Origin of the sequence: Mesorhizobium sp. M0954, from assembly GCF_040319155.1 — a bacterium.
Lineage (GTDB): Bacteria > Pseudomonadota > Alphaproteobacteria > Rhizobiales > Rhizobiaceae > Mesorhizobium.
This window is the reverse complement of the sequence record NZ_JAMYNR010000009.1, coordinates 78,600-96,817: the sequence shown is the minus strand read 5'-3', so window position 1 is coordinate 96,817 and position 18,218 is coordinate 78,600. Positions and strand designations below refer to the sequence as shown.

Sequence of the window (18,218 nt, the reverse complement as noted above, 5' to 3'; positions counted from 1 at the left end):
TTCGGGCGATCCGACGCTCCAAGAGAAACAGGTTTTTGGACAACAAATGGCCAATCTGAACGACCACATGGGCAGGCCCATCGTCGCCGTCACCGGCATCGGCGTGGTGACGTCGCTCGGTGTTGGCAAAACCGACAATTGGGCGGCACTTACCTCAGGCAAGTCCGGCATCCATCCGATCACCCGCTTCCCGGTCGATCATCTCAACACCCGCATCTCCGGCATGGTCGATTTCCTGCCGTCGAGTTCCAAGGGCGCCAGTCTCCTCACCTATGAGCTTGCCGAAACCGCCGCCCAGGAAGCGATGTCGGAGGCCGGCCTCGATGCCGGCGATTTCGGCGGACCGCTGTTCCTCGCTTCGCCGCCGGTCGAGCTCGACTGGAGCGAGCGCTTTTCGCTCTACAATTTCGACGCGCCCAATAATTCAGACAGGCACGACACCGGTGCCGAGAGGCTGCTGCGGGTAGCGCGCGGCCTCAGGGAACTCGACATCTTCGAGACCACCCAGTTCGGCTCGATTGCCGACCGGCTTGCCGACCGTTTCGGCACACGCGGCCTGCCGATCACGCTGTCGACAGCCTGCGCTTCGGGCGCCACCGCGATCCAGCTCGGCGTCGAGGCGATCCGCCGCGGCGAATGCGACAGGGCGCTGTCGATCGGCGCCGACGGCTCGGCGACCGCCGAGGCGCTGATCCGCTTCTCGCTTCTGTCGGCGCTCTCCACCCATAACGACATCCCCGAAAAGGCCTCAAAACCCTTCTCCAAGGATCGCGACGGCTTCGTGCTGGCCGAAGGTTCGGGCGCCCTTGTGCTGGAATCGCTGGAGGCAGCACTTGCCCGCGGCGCCACCGTTCTCGGCATATTGCGCGGCTGCGGCGAAAAGGCCGACGACTTCCATCGCACCCGCTCCAAGCCGGACGGTTCGCCGGCGATCGCGGCGGTGCGCGCCGCTCTTGCCGATGCCGGCCTGAGCGAGGACGGGATCGATTATGTCAACGCCCATGGCACCTCGACGCCCGAAAACGACAAGATGGAGCATTTGTCGCTGTCGACGGTGTTCGGCGAGCGGATCTCGTCAATGCCGGTCTCGTCGAACAAGTCGATGATCGGCCATACCCTATCGGCTGCCGGTGCTGTCGAGGCCGCATTTTCGCTGATGACGATGCGCGAAAGCATCATTCCGCCGACCATCAACTACGACAATCCCGACCCGGCAATCGTGCTCGACGTGGTGCCGAACACCAAGCGCAACGCCGAGGTCGGCACCGTCCTGTCGAACTCCTTCGGCTTTGGCGGCCAGAACACCTGCCTTGTCATGGCGCGGGAACCGGTCTAAGCGACCGTTCCGCTCTAGCACTGTTGTCGTGCGCATGGTCCTTTCCGAAACGGTTCTCGGTCATGCGCAACCTGGGATCTGGCATGCGCGCATTGCAACTTATCGAGGATCGCCGGCTTGAAACGGTGGACCTGCCGCCACCGCCGCCGCCGTCGCTCGGCGAGGTGACGCTGCGCATCAAGGCCGTGGCGCTGAACCATATCGACGTCTGGGGCTGGCGCGGCATGGCCTTCGCCAAGCGCAAGCTGCCGCTGGTCGTCGGCGCCGAGGCCTCCGGCGAGGTCGAGGCGGTCGGCCCCGGCGTTTCCAGCCTCCTGCCCGGACAGTTGGTGTCGATCTATGGCGCCCGCACCTGCGGTCTTTGCCGCGCCTGCCGCGAAGGCCGTGACAATCTCTGCGAGCATGTCTCGGGCGTTCACGGCTTCCATCTCGACGGCTTTGCGCAGGAAAAGATCAACCTGCCGGCGCGCCTTCTGGTCCCCGCCCCGCCAGGCGTGAGCGAAATCGGCGCGGCGGTGGCGCCTGTCACCTTCGGCACGGTCGAGCACATGCTGTTCGACAATGCCCGGCTGCAACCCGGCGAGACGATACTGGTCCATGCCGGCGGCTCCGGCATCGGCTCCGCCGCTATTCAACTGGCCAAGAAGATGGGCTGCATGGTCATCACCACCGTCGGCTCGAACGACAAGATCGACAAGGCCAAGGCGCTCGGCGCCGACCACGTAATCAATTATCGCGACGACCGCTTCGAAGGCATCGTGCGCAAGCTGACCAAGAAGAAGGGCGTCGACGTGGTGTTCGAGCATGTCGGCGCCGACACCTTTGCCGCCTCGATGCTGTGCCTGAAGCGCGGCGGCCGGCTGGTCACCTGCGGCTCGACCTCCGGCGTGTCGACACAGATCAATTTGATGCAGTTGTTCCAGCAGCAGTTGAAGCTGCTCGGCTCGTTCGGCTGCCGCATGGAAAATATGGCCGACGCCATGCAGAAGATGGCCGCGGGCCTGGTCGCGCCGGTGATCGACACCGAGGTCGGCTTCGACGGCATCGATGCGGCGCTGAAGCGCATGGAAGGCCGCGACGTCTTCGGCAAGATCATCCTGCGCGTCGGCTGAAATGATCGGCAACGCCTTCAGGAAGATCCGCAGGGACGTGGGATTCCGCTATGGCAGGCGGCTTCGCCAGTTCAACTACTGGCTGGTCGCGCGCGTCGCGATGATCATCATCTCCGCGCTGCGCCTGCTGCCGCCCGACAGGGCGCTCAATTTCGCCGACCGCGCTGCCCGCCGCATCGGCCCCTGGGTAGCGCGCCATCAGGTTGCCGTCGACAATCTGCGCAAGGCCTATCCGGAAAAGAGCGATGCCGAGATCGAGGCGATCGCTTCCGACATGTGGGGCAACATGGCCCGCCTGGCCGCCGAATACATCTTTCTCGATGCTTTGTTCGACTACGATCCCGCTGCGACGAAGCCGGGCCGTGTCGAGGTCAAGGGCGTGGAGCATTTCGTGCGCATCGCGGGCGAGGACAAGCCGCATATCGTCTTCACCGGGCATCTCGGCAATTTCGAGCTGCTGCCGGTGGCTGCGGCGACCTTCGGCATGAACATCACGGCGCTGTTTCGCCCGCCCAACAACCCTTACCTCGCCGAGTACATCCTCTCGACCCGCCGCTCGAGCATGGGATCGCTGCTGCCGTCTTCGACCGGTGCCTCGTTCGCACTTGCGGCCATCCTCGAGAAAGGCGGCAATATCGGCGTGCTGGTCGACCAAAAATTCACCGGCGGGCTCGAGACGACATTCTTCGGCCGCCCCTGCGAGAGCAACCGGGTCCTCGGCACCCTGGCGCGGCACTACGATTGCGATGTCTACCCGGCGCGCTGCGTACGCCTGCCGAACAACCGTTTCCGGCTCGAGATCGAGGACAAACTCACCTTGCCGCGCACCGCCGGCGGCAGTGTCGACGTCCCCGCCACCACCCAGCTTCTCAACGACGTGGTCGAGCGCTGGGTGCGCGAAGACCCCGGCCAGTGGATGTGGTTCCACAAGCGCTGGGAGATCAGCGGCCGCAAAAAGCGTCGGCCAGCGACAATGCGCGACAAACCCGCCTGAGCGCACCATCTTTTTTGGGTGCAAGCCTTATTTTGTTCTTGCTTTGTGCCGGCAGCTATGCTACTAATTTCGATATGGTGCTATTTGGCCCCAACGAACCCGCCGCTCCGGCGGGTTTTTTATTGCGGGCCGAGGAGCAGGCCCTAATTCGTCACGAGAATCCGCGTATTGCCGAAGCCGGCTTCGCGCACCATCGAATAGAACGCGGCGGCGTTGCTGGGGTGGAGGCGCACACAGCCATGCGATGCCGGGCGCCCCAATTGCCGGATCGCGCCGGTGCCGTGGATGGCATAGCCGCCGCGGAAGAACACCGAATAGGGCATCGGCGACATGTCGTATTTGCGCGAATACCACATCCGGGCCGTCCGCTGTGGCCGGTAACTGCCGCGCGGCGTGATGTAGCCCTTGCGGGCGGTGGAAACGCTCCACCGATAATACGAAAGCCCGTATCTTACCGTCATCGTCTGTGAGGAAATATCGATGTTCGCGACCAGGCTGGCCGCACGGCTCTCGAACGACGAACCGAACAGCATCGCTACTAATGCCGCTGCCATGAGAACAGTGTTTTTCATGCAATCAAACCCCTTTGATGCCCCTTGCCTGCCTGCCGTCACGCTGTTCTCCAGCGTTTTGATGGCAAGCCAGCGAGCTAACACCTACTCCCTGACGATTTCACCAATCCAAAGCAGCGAATTTGAACGATTTCCCGCAATAGTTGCCGTAACGACACGCAATCGCCTCGCAATTCGCCATCGGGCTTGCAAAACCCCCTCATCCGCTGCTCAATTCGCCGAATGAATGAACCGAACGAACGGCTCCTCAAGGCTATCGATGACCGAGCCGATGATCTGGTTGCACTGACTGCGGATCTGATCCGCTTTCCGACCATCAATCCGCCCGGCGAAGCCTATCGGCCATGTGCCGAATATATCGGCGCGCGGCTGAAGAAGCGTGGTTTTGAGATCGAATTCATCCGTGCCGAGGGCACGCCCGGCGACACTGACCGTTACCCGCGCGTCAACGTCGTCGCCCGCTTCGATGGCCGGGCGCCGGGTGCTTGCGTGCACTTCAATTCGCATATCGACGTCGTCGAGCCCGGCGACGGCTGGAGCCTCGATCCGTTCGCCGGCATCGTCAGGGATGGCAAGGTCTATGGCCGCGGCGCATGCGACATGAAAGGCGGGCTTGCCGCCTCGATCATCGCCGCTGAAGCCTTCATGGAGGTGTTTCCCGATTTTCCCGGCGCCATCGAGATTTCAGGCACGGTCGACGAGGAGTCCGGCGGCTTTGGCGGCGTCGCGCATCTGGCCAAGCTCGGCTATTTCTCGAGGCCGAAGGTCGACCACGTCATCATTCCCGAGCCGCTCAACAAGGACCGCATCTGCCTTGGCCATCGCGGCGTCTGGTGGGCCGAGATCGAGACCAAGGGCGAGATCGCGCACGGCTCGATGCCGTTCCTCGGCGACAATGCGGTGCGCCATATGGGCGCCGTGCTGCGGGCCTTCGAAGACGAATTGTTTCCGGCGCTCGACCGCAAGATGACGCGCATGCCGGTCGTGCCCGAAGGCGCAAAACGCTCGACCATGAACATCAACTCGATCCATGGCGGCCAGACGGAGGATTTCCGGCCCGGCCTGCCCTCGCCCAACGTGCCCGATTCCTGCCGGCTGACCATCGACCGCCGCTTCCTGCTCGAAGAGGATCTCGCTGCGGTCAAGAGCGAGGTGACCGATATCCTCGAACGGCTGAAGCGCGAGCGCAAAAAGTTCGACTACGAAATCCGCGATCTGATGGAGGTGCTGCCGCTGATGACCGAGCGCGACGCGCCGGTGGTTAAGGCGGTCGCGCAAGGCATCATGGAGATATTCGACCGCGAACCGGACTACGTGATTTCGCCCGGCACCTACGACCAGAAGCACATCGCCCGTATCGGCCACATCTATGACTGCATCGCCTATGGCCCGGGCATTCTCGATCTCGCCCACCGGCCCGACGAATGGGTCGGCATTGCCGACATGCTGGACTCGGCAAAGGTGATGGCGATCGGCCTCGGCGTGCTGCTGAGGGGCGCCGGCCCGCCATGATCCGGCCATGGGCGGAAAAACATTCCTCCCGGCGTCGGCACACGGTACGAAACGCAATTTACTCGGCGGCGAATTCACGCTTCTATCCGCCCGGGTTTGAGCACGTGTTTTAGTCATGGGGAGTTGCACGATGAAATTGTGGAAAACCATTCTGGCCGCCGCGGCGCTGGCGTTGGCCGCCGGGACCTCGGCGATGGCCGCGCGCACCGACCTGGTCATCGGCATTACGCTCGAACCCCCGCATCTCGACCCGACCGCGGGTGCCGCCGCGGCAATCGACGAGGTACTCTATGCCAATGTCTTCGAGGGCCTGACCCGCATCGGCCCGAACGGCGAGGTGCTGCCCGATCTCGCGCAAAGCTGGAGCATTTCCGACGACGGCAAGGTCTACACTTTCAAGCTGCATACAGGCGTGAAATTCCATGACGGCACCGACTTCAACGCCGACGACGTGAAATTCTCGCTCGACCGTGCCCGCGCCGACAATTCCGTCAACGCGCAAAAGGCCCTGTTTGCCGCCATCGACAGGGTCGAGGTCGTCGATCCCGCGACGGTGAAGGTCACGCTGAAGAACCCGCAAGGCTCGTTCCTCTACAATATGGGCTGGGGCGACGCGGTGATCGTGGCGCCTGAGACAGCCGGCACCAACAAGGAAAAACCGATCGGCACCGGCCCGTTCAAGTTCCAGAACTGGGCCAAGGGCTCATCGATCACGCTGGTCAAGTCGGATAATTACTGGGGCGCCCCGGTGTTCCTCGACAAGGCCGAGTTCCGCATCATTCCGGATGCCGCCGCCGCCGTTCCGGCGCTGCTTTCCGGCGACGTCCAGGCCTTTCCGTTCTTCGACCCCGACAGCGTCGCCCAGGTCAAGGACGACCCGCGCTTCAAGGTGGTGATCGGCTCGACCGAGGGTGAAACCATCCTGTCGATCAACAACAAGAAGCCGCCCTTCGACAAGCTGCAGGTCAGGCAGGCGATTTCCTTTGCGCTCGATCGCAAGGCGATCATCGACGGCGCCTCGGCCGGCCTCGGCGTGCCGATCGGCTCGCACATGTCGCCCGCCAGCAAGGCCTATGTCGACTTGACCGGCCTCTATCCGCACAATGTGGAGAAGGCCAAGGAATTGCTGAAGGAAGCCGGCCTGGAGAATGGCTTCAAGGCGACGCTGAAGCTGCCGCCGCCCTCCTATGCGCGGCTTGGTGGCGAGATCATCGCCTCGGAGCTTCGCGAAATCGGCATCGATCTCGAGATCATCCCGGTCGAATGGGCGCAATGGCTGGACCAGGTCTTCACCAAGAAGGACTACGACCTGACCATCGTTTCCCACACCGAGCCCAACGACATCGATATCTATTCGCGCAAGGACTATTACTTCAACTACGACAACCCGGCCTTCGACAAGATCATCGACGAGCTGAACCTTACCTCCGACGAGGCCAAGCGCATGACGCTGCTCGGCGAGGCGCAGAAGGTCCTGGCCGATGACGCCGTGGTCGGCTTCCTCTACGAATTGCCGAAGGTCGGCGTCTGGGACGCCAAACTGCAGGGCCTGTGGGAAAATGCCCCGATCCAGGCCAACGACCTGACCAAGGTGAAGTGGACGGATTGAGCGGGTCGCTGACAGAAGGGCGAAAGTTGCACTCCGTCCCACCCCCCTCTGCCCTGCCGGGCATCTCCCCCTCAAGGGGGGGGATTGGCAGTTTCCACGCTGGCACTGTCCTTGCAACGCTAGTGATTAGCGAAAGCGGCGATGAGGGCACAATCTCCCCCCCTGAGGGGGAGATGTCCGGCAGGACAGAGGGGGGTGGGCGGGAACGCAAGCTTCGCCCAGTGCTTGCATCAGGCAGCTCATGACCGCCTACCTCCTCAAGCGCCTCGCCATCGCCGTCGTCACGCTGGTTCTGGCCTCGATGGTGGTCTTTGCCGTGCTGGAGATCATTCCCGGCGACCCGGCGCGGCTGATGCTTGGCCTGAACGCCAGCGCCGACCAGATCGAATTGCTGCGCAACCAGATGGGTCTCAACGCTCCCGTCGTGCTGCGCTATCTGCATTGGGCCGGCGGCTTGCTGAGCCTCGATTTCGGCCGTTCCTATACCTATTCGGTGCCGGTCATCGATCTGGTCCGTGAGCGTCTCGTCGTCTCGCTGCCGCTGGCGCTGATGGCGCTGGCGCTGTCCACAGTCATTGCCATCCCGGTCGGGCTGTTTTCCGCCAGCCGGCGCGGCCGGGCCGGCGACACGGTTGCGATGGGCGCCGCCCAGCTTGGCGTCGCCGTGCCCAATTTCTGGTTTGCGCTGATACTGATCTATCTGTTCGCCGTCTGGCTGCGGCTGGTGCCGGGCGGCGGTTTTCCCGGCTGGGGCGCCGGCGTCTGGCCGGCGCTGAAGTCGCTGCTCCTGCCGGCGGTCGCCCTCGCTCTGCCGCAGGCGGCGATCCTCGCCCGGGTCACCCGCTCGGCGCTGATTGAAGTGCTGAATGAGGATTACATCCGCACCGCCCGCGCCAAGGGCCTGCCCTATCGTCTTGTCTTGTGGCGGCATGCGCTGCGCAACGCCTTGATCCCGGTGGTCACCATTCTAGGCCTGCAATTCGCCTTCCTGCTTGCCGGCACCATCATCATCGAGAACGTCTTCTATTTGCCCGGCCTCGGCCGGCTGGTGTTCCAGGCAATCAACCAGCGTGACCTGATCGTGGTCGAGAGCGTCGTCATGCTGCTGGTTGCCGCCGTCATCATCGTCAATTTCGTTGTCGATCTCTCCTATGCGGTGGTCGATCCGCGCCTGAGAGGCAGGCAATGACGCTGCACATCGACATCCCCGACGAGAACCTTGCCGGCATCCTGGCCAAGGCGTTTCGAAACCGTTCGTTCCTCGCCGGCTTCGTCGTCACCGCACTGGTGGCTGCGGTCGCGATCCTCTCCTTCGTGTGGACGCCTTACGACGTCACCAGGCTGGTCATTTCCGACAAGACCCAGGCGCCGTCGCTGGCGCACTGGTTCGGCACCGACCATTTCGGTCGCGACATCCTGTCGATGATCATGGTTGGCGCCCGCAACTCGATTGCCGTGGCGCTGGTGGCGGTCGGCATCGGCATGGGCGTCGGCGTGCCGCTCGGCGCCTTTGCCGCGGCGCGTGGCGGCTTCGTCGACGACGTGCTGATGCGGCTGAACGACCTGGTCTTCGCCTTTCCGGCGCTGCTTTCGGCAATCATGATCACCGCCATCTTCGGGCCCGGCGCGTTCAACGCCATCATTGCCATCGGCATCTTCAACATCCCGGTGTTCGCGCGCGTCGCCCGCGCCGGCGCCCTGGCGATCTGGCCGCGCGAATTCATCCTCGCCGCCCGCGCCGCCGGCAAAAGCAGGACGCTGATCAGCATCGAACATGTGCTGCCCAACATCGCCACGCTGCTGCTGGTGCAAGGCACCATCCAGTTCGCGCTGGGCATACTGGCCGAAGCGGGCTTGTCCTACGTCGGGCTGGGCACCCAGCCGCCGATGCCGAGCTGGGGCCGCATGCTGTTCGACGCCCAGACCCGCATGGTGGTGGCGCCGTGGATGGCGATCTTTCCGGGCATGGCGATCGTCATCACCGTGCTTGGCCTGAACCTGCTTGGCGACGGCATTGCCGACATTCTCGATCCGAAATCGCGGCGGCAGCGATGAGCCTGCTCGAAATCGAGAAGCTGTCGCTGACCATCGGCGGCACGCCCATCCTCAGGGACATCGAGCTGTCCGTCGCGCCCGGCGAAGTCATGGGGCTGGTCGGCGAATCCGGCTCCGGCAAGTCGATGACGGCGCTCACCGTGATGCAGCTCCTGCCGTGGGCGGCACGCGCAACCGGACGCGTTACCTTCGACGGCATCGACATCCTGGCGGCGAGCGAGGACCAGATGTGCGCAATGCGCGGCGACGACATCGGCATGGTGTTCCAGGAGCCGATGACGGCGCTCAACCCGGTCAAGACCATCGGCGAGCAGGTTGCCGAGGGTATTCGCTGGCACACCAGGGCGAGCCGCGCCGACGCCGAGGAACGGGCGCGAAAAATGCTCGACCGGGTCGGCTTGCCGGCGGCGCAGTTCCCGCTGTCGCGTTATCCGCATGAGCTGTCCGGAGGCCAGCGCCAGCGCGTCGTCATCGCCATCGCCTGTGCGCTGAAGCCCAAGCTGCTGATCGCCGACGAACCGACGACCGCGCTCGACGTGGTGCTGCAGGCGCAGATCCTCGACCTTTTGCGCGACCTCGTAGCGGAAAACCGCATGGGCCTGCTGCTGATCTCGCACGACCTCGCCGTGGTGACCGAGATGGCGGACCGCATCACCATCCTGCGACATGGCGAGGTGATGGAGGCCGGCGACACGGCGCGCATTCTGTCCGGACAGCTTCATCCCTATACGCGCCAGCTGGCGCAGGCCTCGATGCATGTGCCCGCGCGTGCCAAGACGCACGACAGCGGCCAAGGCAAACCGCTGCTTCAGGTAGAGAACGTAACGCGGGACTATCCGGGACGTCGCACGTCGCTGTTCAAGCGCGCGGCGCCGATCCGCGCCGTCGACGATGTTTCCTTCTCGATGGCGCCGGGCCAGTCGGTGGCGCTGGTCGGCCGCTCCGGTTGCGGCAAGTCGACGCTTGCCCGCATGGTCCTGGCGCTGGACCGGCCGACATCGGGAACGATCCGCTTCCGCGGCGAGACCATCACCGGCAAGAGCGAGGCGGAGCTCAAGCCGGCACGGCGCGACATGCAGGTCGTGTTCCAGGACCCGTACGGTTCCTTCGACCCGCGTCAGAAGGTCGAAAGATTGGTGGCCGAGCCGCTTCATGTGCTGGAGAAGAAGCCGGCGCCCGCCGAGCGGCGCGAGATGGTGGCGCATGCGCTGCACGAGGTCGGCCTCTCGCCGCGCGACATGGACAAATATCCGCACGAGTTTTCGGGTGGCCAGCGTCAGCGCCTGTCGATCGCCCGCGCCATCATCACCCGGCCGAAGCTGGTCGTCGCCGACGAGCCGGTCTCGGCGCTCGACGTCTCGATCCGCGCCCAGATCCTCGATCTGTTCGCCGAACTCAACCAGAAGCTCGGCATCGCCTATCTCTTCATCACCCATGATCTGACCGTCGCCCGCGCCATCACCGACGAGGTGCTGGTCATGCATGACGGCAAGATCGTCGAACGCGGCAGGACGAGCGAAGTGCTCGACCACCCGCGATCCGAGGCGGCCAAGGCGCTGGTCACTGCTGCTCCAGACCTGCACCGGGCGATTGCGAAAAGGCTGCAGGAACAGGGATGAGCGGCCTCGTGGCACGGCTTATTCGTGCGTACGGGCGGTGAATGGCCATTGACAGCCAACAGTTTTGAAAGGTGCGAAGGGCCGGAGCCCAATCGGGTTCCGCCGGAATACGGTGACAGTGCACTTTTATCGGAATTACGTTCGCCCGGCTCTCATTTGTGTCTAGATTGTCCATATGGCTCGCCTTGCTCGCATTGTCCCGGTGTCCCGTATCACGTGACGCAACCGGGTAACGAGCGAGCCAAAGCGTTTTTCACGCCGAAGACTATGGGCTCTCCAAGACATACTGCTGGTCGAGCATTGCCGCGTCGCCGATGTCGGCATCTGGACGGCCAGGCCGATTGCCGAGCAAACCGGAAAAGCCGTGAAATCGGGAAAACGCGGCAGGCAAAAGAAAATGGTGCACTGTCACCGTAATTCCGAGAACGACGCTGCGGGTGAACAGGAGGGCAATGAAGATGGCGGTGAACCGCAATAACAAAAAAGTTGGACACTATACATCTCCCTTTTGGCGGATTCTTCGAGGAGAGGCTGTGTACCAACTTGATCAAACGTCAGTGCCGGAAGACATAAATCGAGCGCTTGGTCCTGACCCTTTTTGGGAGAAAGGAGAGAATATAATGTGCTTCGACGACCTTGAGGTCGGACTAGACGAAGCAAACGAATTGAAGACTGTTCGGTACTACGGTTTATATCCGGGGAAAACGAGTAAGGGGGAAATCAGGTTACCAAAGCATGATAGCGAAAGGATCTCCAGGAAGCTGTTACGGATGAGTAGCGTTTTAGAATATCTGATGCTCAACTCCGTTGCATTCAACTACGACAAAACGCTTGACAGCGATACTGACCGTGGGATTCTCCTAGACGGTGGATACGGTCTTCATTTTTATGGAAAATCTGGAATATTTTATCTTGGCGCAGTGTTTTTCAAAAAAATATAGACACGCGAATTTTCGCCTGGGGCTGTGGTGACCGTGCATTTTTTGCCATGTTCGCCCGACTGGCGTTGTGTGTTGACGACACGGCTCAACTTGCCCGCGTTGTCGTTGCGCCGCACCACGTGACTCAACGAGGTGACGGACACGCCAAAGTGTTTTTCACGCCCGAACACGGGTGCGGCCGACACACCGCCAACCAAGGGCAACGCCATCCTCACGCGCAACGTGTCGTCGAATTGCGGTGACAGTGCACTTTTATCGTGTTCGTCCGGCTGGACTGCACCCCTTGAGTGAGACACGATAATTTCGGTTACAGGTTATCCCAAGGGATAGCCTATGACAGACAAGATGACGTTCAGAACGTCAGCAATCATAGTCAGCCGATGCTTCAGCCTTCCTGCTTCACCACATCGGCAGGGCTGATGTCGAGCAGGTCGAGCGTGCGGCGCAGCAGCTGCATTTCGCTCCCGGCGAGTTGCGAATCGGCCTTGGCGATCTCGGCCATGTGGCGGGCGAGCAGCTTGCGCCGTTCGACGTCGAGATCGCGGAATTGGGCGACGGCCTGCGAGCTGTTGGTCTCGTAGCCGAAATCGTTGAGATATTCGATGACGCTGTCGATGCTGGTTTCGGGAATGCCAAAGGCGTCCCGGCAGATACGCCTGAAGGCGGTCATTTCGCTTTCGCTGACCGAACCGTCGGCCAGGATCATGCGGAACAACATGAGCAGCTCCGCCGACAGCACCGGATCGTCCGCCACCTTGCGCACGCCGGGGTCGCCGTCGAAAATCGAGCGTATCTGGTCCAGCAATCCCATCGCCATCAGCCCCTTCCGATTCGTTCGGAAGGTAGCGCGGAATCGGCCTGGCGCAAACGGGGTGCGATGGTGGAAAAGCCGCCTGCGTGCGCTCATTGGTGTGTGACCGCGCGCCTGATACTATGTCGTTGTACGAATCATGTTGAGGAGGGACCGAACATGAATCTCAGTGCGCCTACCCAGCTTATTTTCATTATATCCCTTGTTATCGCCATTATCGGCGTTCTCGCCGCGCTTGGCGTCCTTGCGTTCATCCCTTTGGCTGCTGTGTGGATTGTCGTCATCGCTTACATCGTGCTGGCCGCCGGCTGCCTGATGCGCGGCGCTTAAACACGTCCAGACAACTCCGAATCTCAGGCAACTCGGAGCGCCCGGCCAAAACCGGGCGCTTTTGATTCCGGCGGATGGTCTGTTAAAGTCGCGTGGCGGAAGGAAAGCGCATGCCCGACAGCGAAGACGGCAGCCGCCACGACAGCCCAGGGCTCGATCGGTTCGAGATGGTGCGGCGCGCGCCGAGCCATCGGCTTCAGGGCGCCGTCACCGACATATGCGGCTTTCGCGAAACCATGCCAGGCCATTTCCGCGCCGTCGAATATGCCTCGCTGACCGTGCCGCTGGTCATCAGCTTTGCCGAACCCTTTGCCATCGGGCTCGGCCAGGACCCGGGCGACAATGACCGCTTGACCAGTTTTGCCGCCGGCCTTTATGCCGGGCCGGTGGTGATCGAATCCTGCGGCGGCACCTGCTGTGTGCAGATCAATTTCACCCCGCTCGGCGCTCGTCGCTTCTTCGGCCGCCCGATGAGCGAACTGACCGACCGCATGGTCGGCCTGGATGACGTGCTTGGCTTTGACGGCATCGCGCTTCGCGAAAGGCTTGGCAATGCGCCGGATTGGAGCTCACGCTTTGCCATCGCCGAAGCCTTCGTCGCCCACCGGTTGGCAGCCGCGAGCGGCACTCAAGCAGAAATAGTCTGGGCTTATGAGACGATCGTCACCACAGGCGGGCGGACCCGCATCTCGACGCTGGCCGAAAAGCTTGGCTGGAGCCGCAAGCATCTTACCGGAAAATTTTCGGACGCTATCGGCACCGGCCCAAAAACGCTCTCGCGCATCGTCCGCTTCAACCATGCGCTTGGGCTGTCAAGACAGGCCGACAGCGATTGGGCCGACATCGCCGCCGACTGCGGCTATGCCGACCAGGCGCATCTGGTACGCGAGTTTCGCGACCTCGCAGGCCTCGCGCCGACGGCGCTTGCCGCGAGGTAACATTTCTTCAAGACGCGCAACCGGCCGTCGCGCAGACTGGGTTGATCGACCAACCCGCTGAAGGAGATCAGCCATGCCGAACACCACCGAACCACCTCGGCTTTATCCGGCGCTGCGCTACAGGAATGCCGGCAAGATGATCGATTGGCTGTGCGAGGCCTTCGGCTTCAGCGTTCGCGCCCGCTATGGCGAAGGCGACGTGGTGCACCACGCCGAACTCGCTTTCGGCTCTTCGATCGTCATGCTCGGCGCGGCGCGCGACGACGCCTATGGCAAGATGGTCGGCGCGCCGGGTTCGGGTGGCGGCAAGTCGATCTACGTTGCGGTCGCTGACGCAGACGCGGCATACGCGCGGGCAAAGACCGCCGGCGCCGAGATTCTGGAAGAACTCACCGACCGCGACTATGGCAGCCGCGAATTCATCTGCCGCGATCCGGAAGGCAACGTCTGGTCGTTCGGCACCTACTGGCCGAAGGCTGACGAGAAAGCATGATCCCGAAAAGTGGAGACCGGTTTTCGGACAAGATCATGCTCAGGCAAAGTATCTAACGCGCCAGCCCAAAAATCGTGTCGCAGTCGAGGTGGGTTTCCAGTTCGGCTGCGATCTCGTCCAGTGCCCGTTCGACCTCGGCGCGGTAGTCGATGCCGCCGCCCTTGACGCCGAGGCTTTCGAGGAATTTCGCCCGGAAGGCATCGGCGGAAAACAGCCCGTGCATATAGGTGCCCACCACCTTGCCGTCGGCCGAGATAGCGCCGTCATCGATACCGTTGATAACGGCGGACGGCCGCAGCGTGTCCGGACCTGTGGTGCGGCCGAGATGGATCTCGTAGCCCTCGAGCGGCAGATCGAATTGCACCGAGCGCGCGCTGACATTGCGCACCGTCTTTTCCGGCTCCATCACCGTTTCGACGTCGAGCAGGCCAAGCCCTTGCGTTTCTGTAACGCTGCCCTCGATGCCGTCGGGATCGCGCACGGTATGACCAAGCATCTGGAAGCCGCCGCAAATGCCGACGATATGACCACCGCGTTTCCTATGCGCGGCAAGGTCGCGGTCCCAGCCGTTCTCGCGCAATTTCAGGAGATCGCCGATCGTCGACTTCGAGCCGGGAATGACCACCAGACCCGCATCTTCGGGCAAGCGCTCACCAGGCGGCACGAACACCACCTCGACCTGCGGTTCGGCCTTGAGCGGGTCGAGATCGTCGAAATTGGCGATGCGCGAGAGCACCGGCACGGCGATCTTCAGCGCGCGCTTCTCGCCGGACGCCAGTCGCTCGAGCACGACGGAATCTTCCGATGGCAGCCTCGCCGCCGCCTTCAGCCACGGCACGACGCCAAAACAGCGCCAGCCGGTGAATTTTTCGATCGCCTTGATGCCGTCTTCGAACAGCGAGACGTCGCCACGGAACTTGTTGATGAGGTAGCCGACGATCATGCGCCGGTCCTCCTCCGGCAGGATCAGATGGGTGCCGGCGACCGAGGCGATGACGCCGCCGCGATCGATATCGCCGACCAGGATCACCGGCACGCCGGCGCGCGTCGCAAAGCCCATATTGGCAATGTCGCGGCTCCTGAGATTGATCTCGGCCGGCGAGCCGGCGCCCTCGACAATGACCAGATCGGCGCCCTCGCCGACCTTTGCCCAGGAGTCCAGTACCGCATCCATCAGCCGGCCCTTCAGCGCCTGGTAGTCGCGCGCCCGCGCCTCGCCGAACACCTTGCCCTGCACGACGACTTGAGCGCCGACATCGGTCTGCGGCTTGAGCAGCACCGGGTTCATGTGGATGGTCGGCGCTGCGCCGCAGGCGATCGCCTGCAGCCATTGGGCGCGGCCGATCTCGCCGCCGCCTGAATCGCCTGGAATATCGGCGACAGCGGCGTTGTTCGACATGTTCTGCGGCTTGAACGGCCGCACTTTCAAGCCGCGCTTCTTCGCCGCGCGGCACAGACCGGCGACGAGCACCGTCTTGCCGACATCCGAACCCGTGCCCTGCAGCATGATCGCCTTGGCCATATCAGTCCCTGCCCTGCGCAACGGTTGCGGTGATCGTCGACTTGGCCGCCAGTGGCCCGCCACGCCAGAGATAGAGCGCCAGCAGCGGCTCCTTGCCGGTGCGCATGGCGTGGTTGATGTCAGAGGCATGGTGGATCACTTCGCCCGCCGCTCGAAGGCGAAAACCGCCGTCGCCCATGCGCCATTCGGTGCCGCCGGTCAGCGGGATGTAGATCTCCTCCGCGACATGGTGGTGATCGGGGTAGACAATGTCGGGCCCAAGGATCAGCAGGCCGCCCGCGACCTCGTCATTGACGAAATGGCCGCGTGTGCCGAACACCTCCAGCCAGCCGTAATTGTCGATGAAAACCGTGCCGAAATCCGCCTCGCCATAGGTCTGGCCCCAGTGCAGATCGCCGCGACGCTCCGCAACCAGCCGCGCCAGCGACTTGGCCGCAGCGGGAGCGAGTTCGACGATCCGGCCGAGTTGGACGAGACAAGGCAGTGCATGCGGTTCGAGCGGCCGGCCCGGCATGTCCCAGTCGATTCGGGCCATGGCGTCGCGCACCAGCGCATCATCGAACGTCTGGAGATAGGCATGGAAGCATCCAAGCAGTTCGTCGAAAGTTGTCGTCACACTTTGCTCCAAAGCGCATTCGCACACAGCCGCTGCCCAGATGGTTGGATGGAGACGATCGGGTTGCGCGGCGGCATCATTGGTCTAGATTGGACGGCGCGCAAAGCCAAAAACGATCAGGCCAGCAGGCCGGAAACATCAGGGAGCACGTCATGGACGCCGCTGTCGATGCGAGCACCAGCCAGTTCGAACTCAACGAGGACCAGCGCGCCATCCAGGAGATGGCGCAAGCCTTCGCCGCCGACCGTGTGGCGCCGAACGCACTCGACTGGGATCGCAACAAGTATTTCCCCGCCGATGTGATCCGCGAGACAGGTCCGCTCGGCCTTGGCGGCATCTATGTCCGCGACGACGTCGGCGGCTCGGGGCTCGGCCGGCTCGACGCCGTGCTGATCTTCGAGGCGCTTTCGCGGGCCGATCCGGCGTTTTCCGCCTTCATCTCGATCCACAACATGGCGGCATCGATGATCGACCGCTTCGGCAGCGACGAGCAGCGCCGGCGTTTCCTGCCGAAGCTGACCTCGATGGAATGGCTGGCAAGCTACTGCCTGACCGAGCCCGGCTCGGGCTCCGATGCCGCGGCGCTGAAGACGCGTGCGGTCAAAAGCGGCGGCGACTATGTGCTGAACGGCGCCAAGCAGTTTATCTCCGGTGCCGGCGACAGCGACCTCTATGTCGTCATGGCGCGCACCGGCGCCGACGGGCCGAAAGGCATTTCCACCTTCGTCGTGCCGAACGATGCGCCCGGCCTTTCCTTCGGCGCCAACGAGCACAAGATGGGCTGGCACATGCAGTCGACGCGCCAGGTCGTCTTCGAGGACTGCAAGGTGCCGGCCGAAAACCTGCTGTCGGTCGAGGGCGCCGGCTTCGGCATCGCCATGGCCGGGTTGGACGGCGGCCGGTTGAACATCGCCGCCTGCTCGCTCGGCGGCGCGCAATCGGCACTCGACAAGGCGCTCGCCTACACCGCCGAGCGCAAGGCTTTCGGCTCGAGGATCAACCAGTTCCAGGCGCTGCAGTTCAAGCTTGCCGACATGGAGACCGAACTGCAGGCAGCGCGCGTCTTCCTCTATACCGCCGCCTCGAAGCTCGACCGCAACGCGCCGGAGGCCTCGAAATGGTCGGCGATGGCCAAGCGCTTCGTTACCGACGCCGGCTTCAATGTCGCCAACGACGCCCTGCAGCTGCACGGCGGCTATGGTTATCTGCACGACTACGGCATCGAGAAGCTGGTGCGCGACCTGCGTGTCCACCAAATTCTCGAAGGCACCAACGAGATCATGCGCGTCATCATCGCTCGCGCCCTGATCGGACGGTAAGGCAGTAGGCAGTAGGCAGTAGGCAGAAAGATGACCGGCAAGATCAATTCGTACAAGGATCTTATCGTATGGCAGCAGGCGATGGATCTGGCCGTCACCACCTACTCCCTGACCAAGGCATGGCCAAAAGAGGAATTGTATGGGTTGACCAGCCAAATCCGCCGCTCAGCAACCTCTATTCCCGCAAACATCGCGGAAGGTTACGGCCGAGACAACAGAGGCTCCTATCAGCAATTTCTCAGGATTGCCCAGGGATCGCTGAAGGAGTTCGAGACACACCTCCAGATCGCCGAACGCATTGGCCTTGCTACGTATGATCAAGCTTATCACGTGCTTTTAGCGACCGAGGGCATCGGGAAAATGCTTCGCCAACTTATTAGCAAACTTGCGCCCGAATAGGTCGCTTACTGCCTACTGCCTACCCAAACCACGGAGCGCC

At 62.8% G+C, this 18,218-nt stretch carries 18 protein-coding genes; 14 read left to right on the top strand and 4 right to left on the bottom strand.

What is annotated here, in order from left to right; genetic code table 11:
- Window positions 1–46: 46 nt before the first annotated feature.
- From NKH93_RS14565 to NKH93_RS14555, 3 genes are all read left to right on the top strand, one after another.
- Complete coding sequence (locus tag NKH93_RS14565) at window positions 47–1,336, top strand: beta-ketoacyl-ACP synthase (RefSeq protein WP_352816962.1); 1,290 nt, start codon at window positions 47–49, stop codon at window positions 1,334–1,336.
- An 83-nt stretch (window positions 1,337–1,419) separates the two neighbouring features.
- The gene (locus NKH93_RS14560; protein WP_352816965.1) at window positions 1,420–2,448 is read left to right on the top strand and encodes a zinc-binding dehydrogenase; all 1,029 of its coding nucleotides are present in this window, start codon (window positions 1,420–1,422) and stop codon (window positions 2,446–2,448) included.
- A gap of 1 nt (window position 2,449) precedes the next feature.
- Window positions 2,450–3,442 carry a lipid A biosynthesis lauroyl acyltransferase gene (locus NKH93_RS14555; protein ID WP_352816968.1) on the top strand — a complete coding sequence of 331 codons (993 nt, stop codon included), beginning with the start codon at window positions 2,450–2,452 and terminating at the stop codon, window positions 3,440–3,442.
- A 143-nt stretch (window positions 3,443–3,585) separates the two neighbouring features.
- Here the strand turns inward: NKH93_RS14555 and NKH93_RS14550 are convergent, their stop codons facing one another.
- On the bottom strand, window positions 3,586–4,014 hold the full coding sequence (locus NKH93_RS14550) for a L,D-transpeptidase (RefSeq protein WP_352470461.1): 429 nt from the start codon (window positions 4,012–4,014) through the stop codon (window positions 3,586–3,588).
- Between the two features lie 222 nt (window positions 4,015–4,236).
- On the opposite strand from NKH93_RS14550, the gene NKH93_RS14545 reads away from it, so the two are divergent.
- The 6 genes from NKH93_RS14545 to NKH93_RS14520 all read left to right on the top strand — a co-directional run bounded on the left by NKH93_RS14545 (window position 4,237) and on the right by NKH93_RS14520 (window position 11,750).
- Window positions 4,237–5,526, top strand: a complete 1,290-nt coding sequence (locus NKH93_RS14545) for an acetylornithine deacetylase/succinyl-diaminopimelate desuccinylase family protein (RefSeq protein WP_352709531.1) — start codon at window positions 4,237–4,239, stop codon at window positions 5,524–5,526.
- 130 nt (window positions 5,527–5,656) lie between these two features.
- The gene (locus NKH93_RS14540; RefSeq protein ID WP_352709530.1) at window positions 5,657–7,135 is read left to right on the top strand and encodes an ABC transporter substrate-binding protein; all 1,479 of its coding nucleotides are present in this window, start codon (window positions 5,657–5,659) and stop codon (window positions 7,133–7,135) included.
- A gap of 241 nt (window positions 7,136–7,376) precedes the next feature.
- The gene (locus tag NKH93_RS14535) at window positions 7,377–8,324 is read left to right on the top strand and encodes an ABC transporter permease (RefSeq protein ID WP_352709528.1); all 948 of its coding nucleotides are present in this window, start codon (window positions 7,377–7,379) and stop codon (window positions 8,322–8,324) included.
- Window positions 8,321–9,190, top strand: a complete 870-nt coding sequence (locus NKH93_RS14530; RefSeq protein WP_352709527.1) for an ABC transporter permease — start codon at window positions 8,321–8,323, stop codon at window positions 9,188–9,190. Before NKH93_RS14535 ends, NKH93_RS14530 begins: the two co-directional genes overlap by 4 nt.
- Window positions 9,187–10,809, top strand: a complete 1,623-nt coding sequence (locus NKH93_RS14525; RefSeq protein ID WP_352970690.1) for an ABC transporter ATP-binding protein — start codon at window positions 9,187–9,189, stop codon at window positions 10,807–10,809. The genes NKH93_RS14530 and NKH93_RS14525 overlap by 4 nt, the downstream gene beginning before the upstream one ends.
- A 452-nt stretch (window positions 10,810–11,261) precedes the next feature.
- Entirely contained in the window at window positions 11,262–11,750 is a 489-nt protein-coding gene (locus tag NKH93_RS14520) for a hypothetical protein (RefSeq protein ID WP_352970688.1), read from the top strand.
- 385 nt (window positions 11,751–12,135) lie between these two features.
- Here NKH93_RS14520 and NKH93_RS14515 read toward each other — a convergent pair whose 3' ends face one another.
- The gene (locus NKH93_RS14515; RefSeq protein WP_352970685.1) at window positions 12,136–12,567 is read right to left on the bottom strand and encodes a TerB family tellurite resistance protein; all 432 of its coding nucleotides are present in this window, start codon (window positions 12,565–12,567) and stop codon (window positions 12,136–12,138) included.
- Window positions 12,568–12,720: 153 nt separating this feature from the next.
- On the opposite strand from NKH93_RS14515, the gene NKH93_RS14510 reads away from it, so the two are divergent.
- From NKH93_RS14510 to NKH93_RS14500, 3 genes are all read left to right on the top strand, one after another.
- Window positions 12,721–12,891 carry a hypothetical protein gene (locus NKH93_RS14510; protein WP_352451984.1) on the top strand — a complete coding sequence of 57 codons (171 nt, stop codon included), beginning with the start codon at window positions 12,721–12,723 and terminating at the stop codon, window positions 12,889–12,891.
- Window positions 12,892–13,001: 110 nt separating this feature from the next.
- Complete coding sequence (locus NKH93_RS14505; RefSeq protein ID WP_352970683.1) at window positions 13,002–13,829, top strand: helix-turn-helix domain-containing protein; 828 nt, start codon at window positions 13,002–13,004, stop codon at window positions 13,827–13,829.
- Window positions 13,830–13,902: 73 nt separating this feature from the next.
- Window positions 13,903–14,322 (top strand): VOC family protein, encoded by a 420-nt coding sequence (locus NKH93_RS14500; RefSeq protein ID WP_352970681.1) that lies wholly within the window; start codon window positions 13,903–13,905, stop codon window positions 14,320–14,322.
- 52 nt (window positions 14,323–14,374) lie between these two features.
- Here NKH93_RS14500 and NKH93_RS14495 read toward each other — a convergent pair whose 3' ends face one another.
- Window positions 14,375–15,844 (bottom strand): cobyric acid synthase, encoded by a 1,470-nt coding sequence (locus tag NKH93_RS14495; protein ID WP_352970678.1) that lies wholly within the window; start codon window positions 15,842–15,844, stop codon window positions 14,375–14,377.
- Window position 15,845: 1 nt separating this feature from the next.
- Window positions 15,846–16,460 carry a dimethylsulfonioproprionate lyase family protein gene (locus tag NKH93_RS14490; protein WP_352539675.1) on the bottom strand — a complete coding sequence of 205 codons (615 nt, stop codon included), beginning with the start codon at window positions 16,458–16,460 and terminating at the stop codon, window positions 15,846–15,848.
- Between the two features lie 152 nt (window positions 16,461–16,612).
- On the opposite strand from NKH93_RS14490, the gene NKH93_RS14485 reads away from it, so the two are divergent.
- On the top strand, window positions 16,613–17,779 hold the full coding sequence (locus NKH93_RS14485) for an isobutyryl-CoA dehydrogenase (RefSeq protein ID WP_352613986.1): 1,167 nt from the start codon (window positions 16,613–16,615) through the stop codon (window positions 17,777–17,779).
- Window positions 17,780–17,809: 30 nt separating this feature from the next.
- Window positions 17,810–18,178, top strand: a complete 369-nt coding sequence (locus NKH93_RS14480; RefSeq protein ID WP_352613985.1) for a four helix bundle protein — start codon at window positions 17,810–17,812, stop codon at window positions 18,176–18,178.
- Window positions 18,179–18,218: the final 40 nt, after the last annotated feature.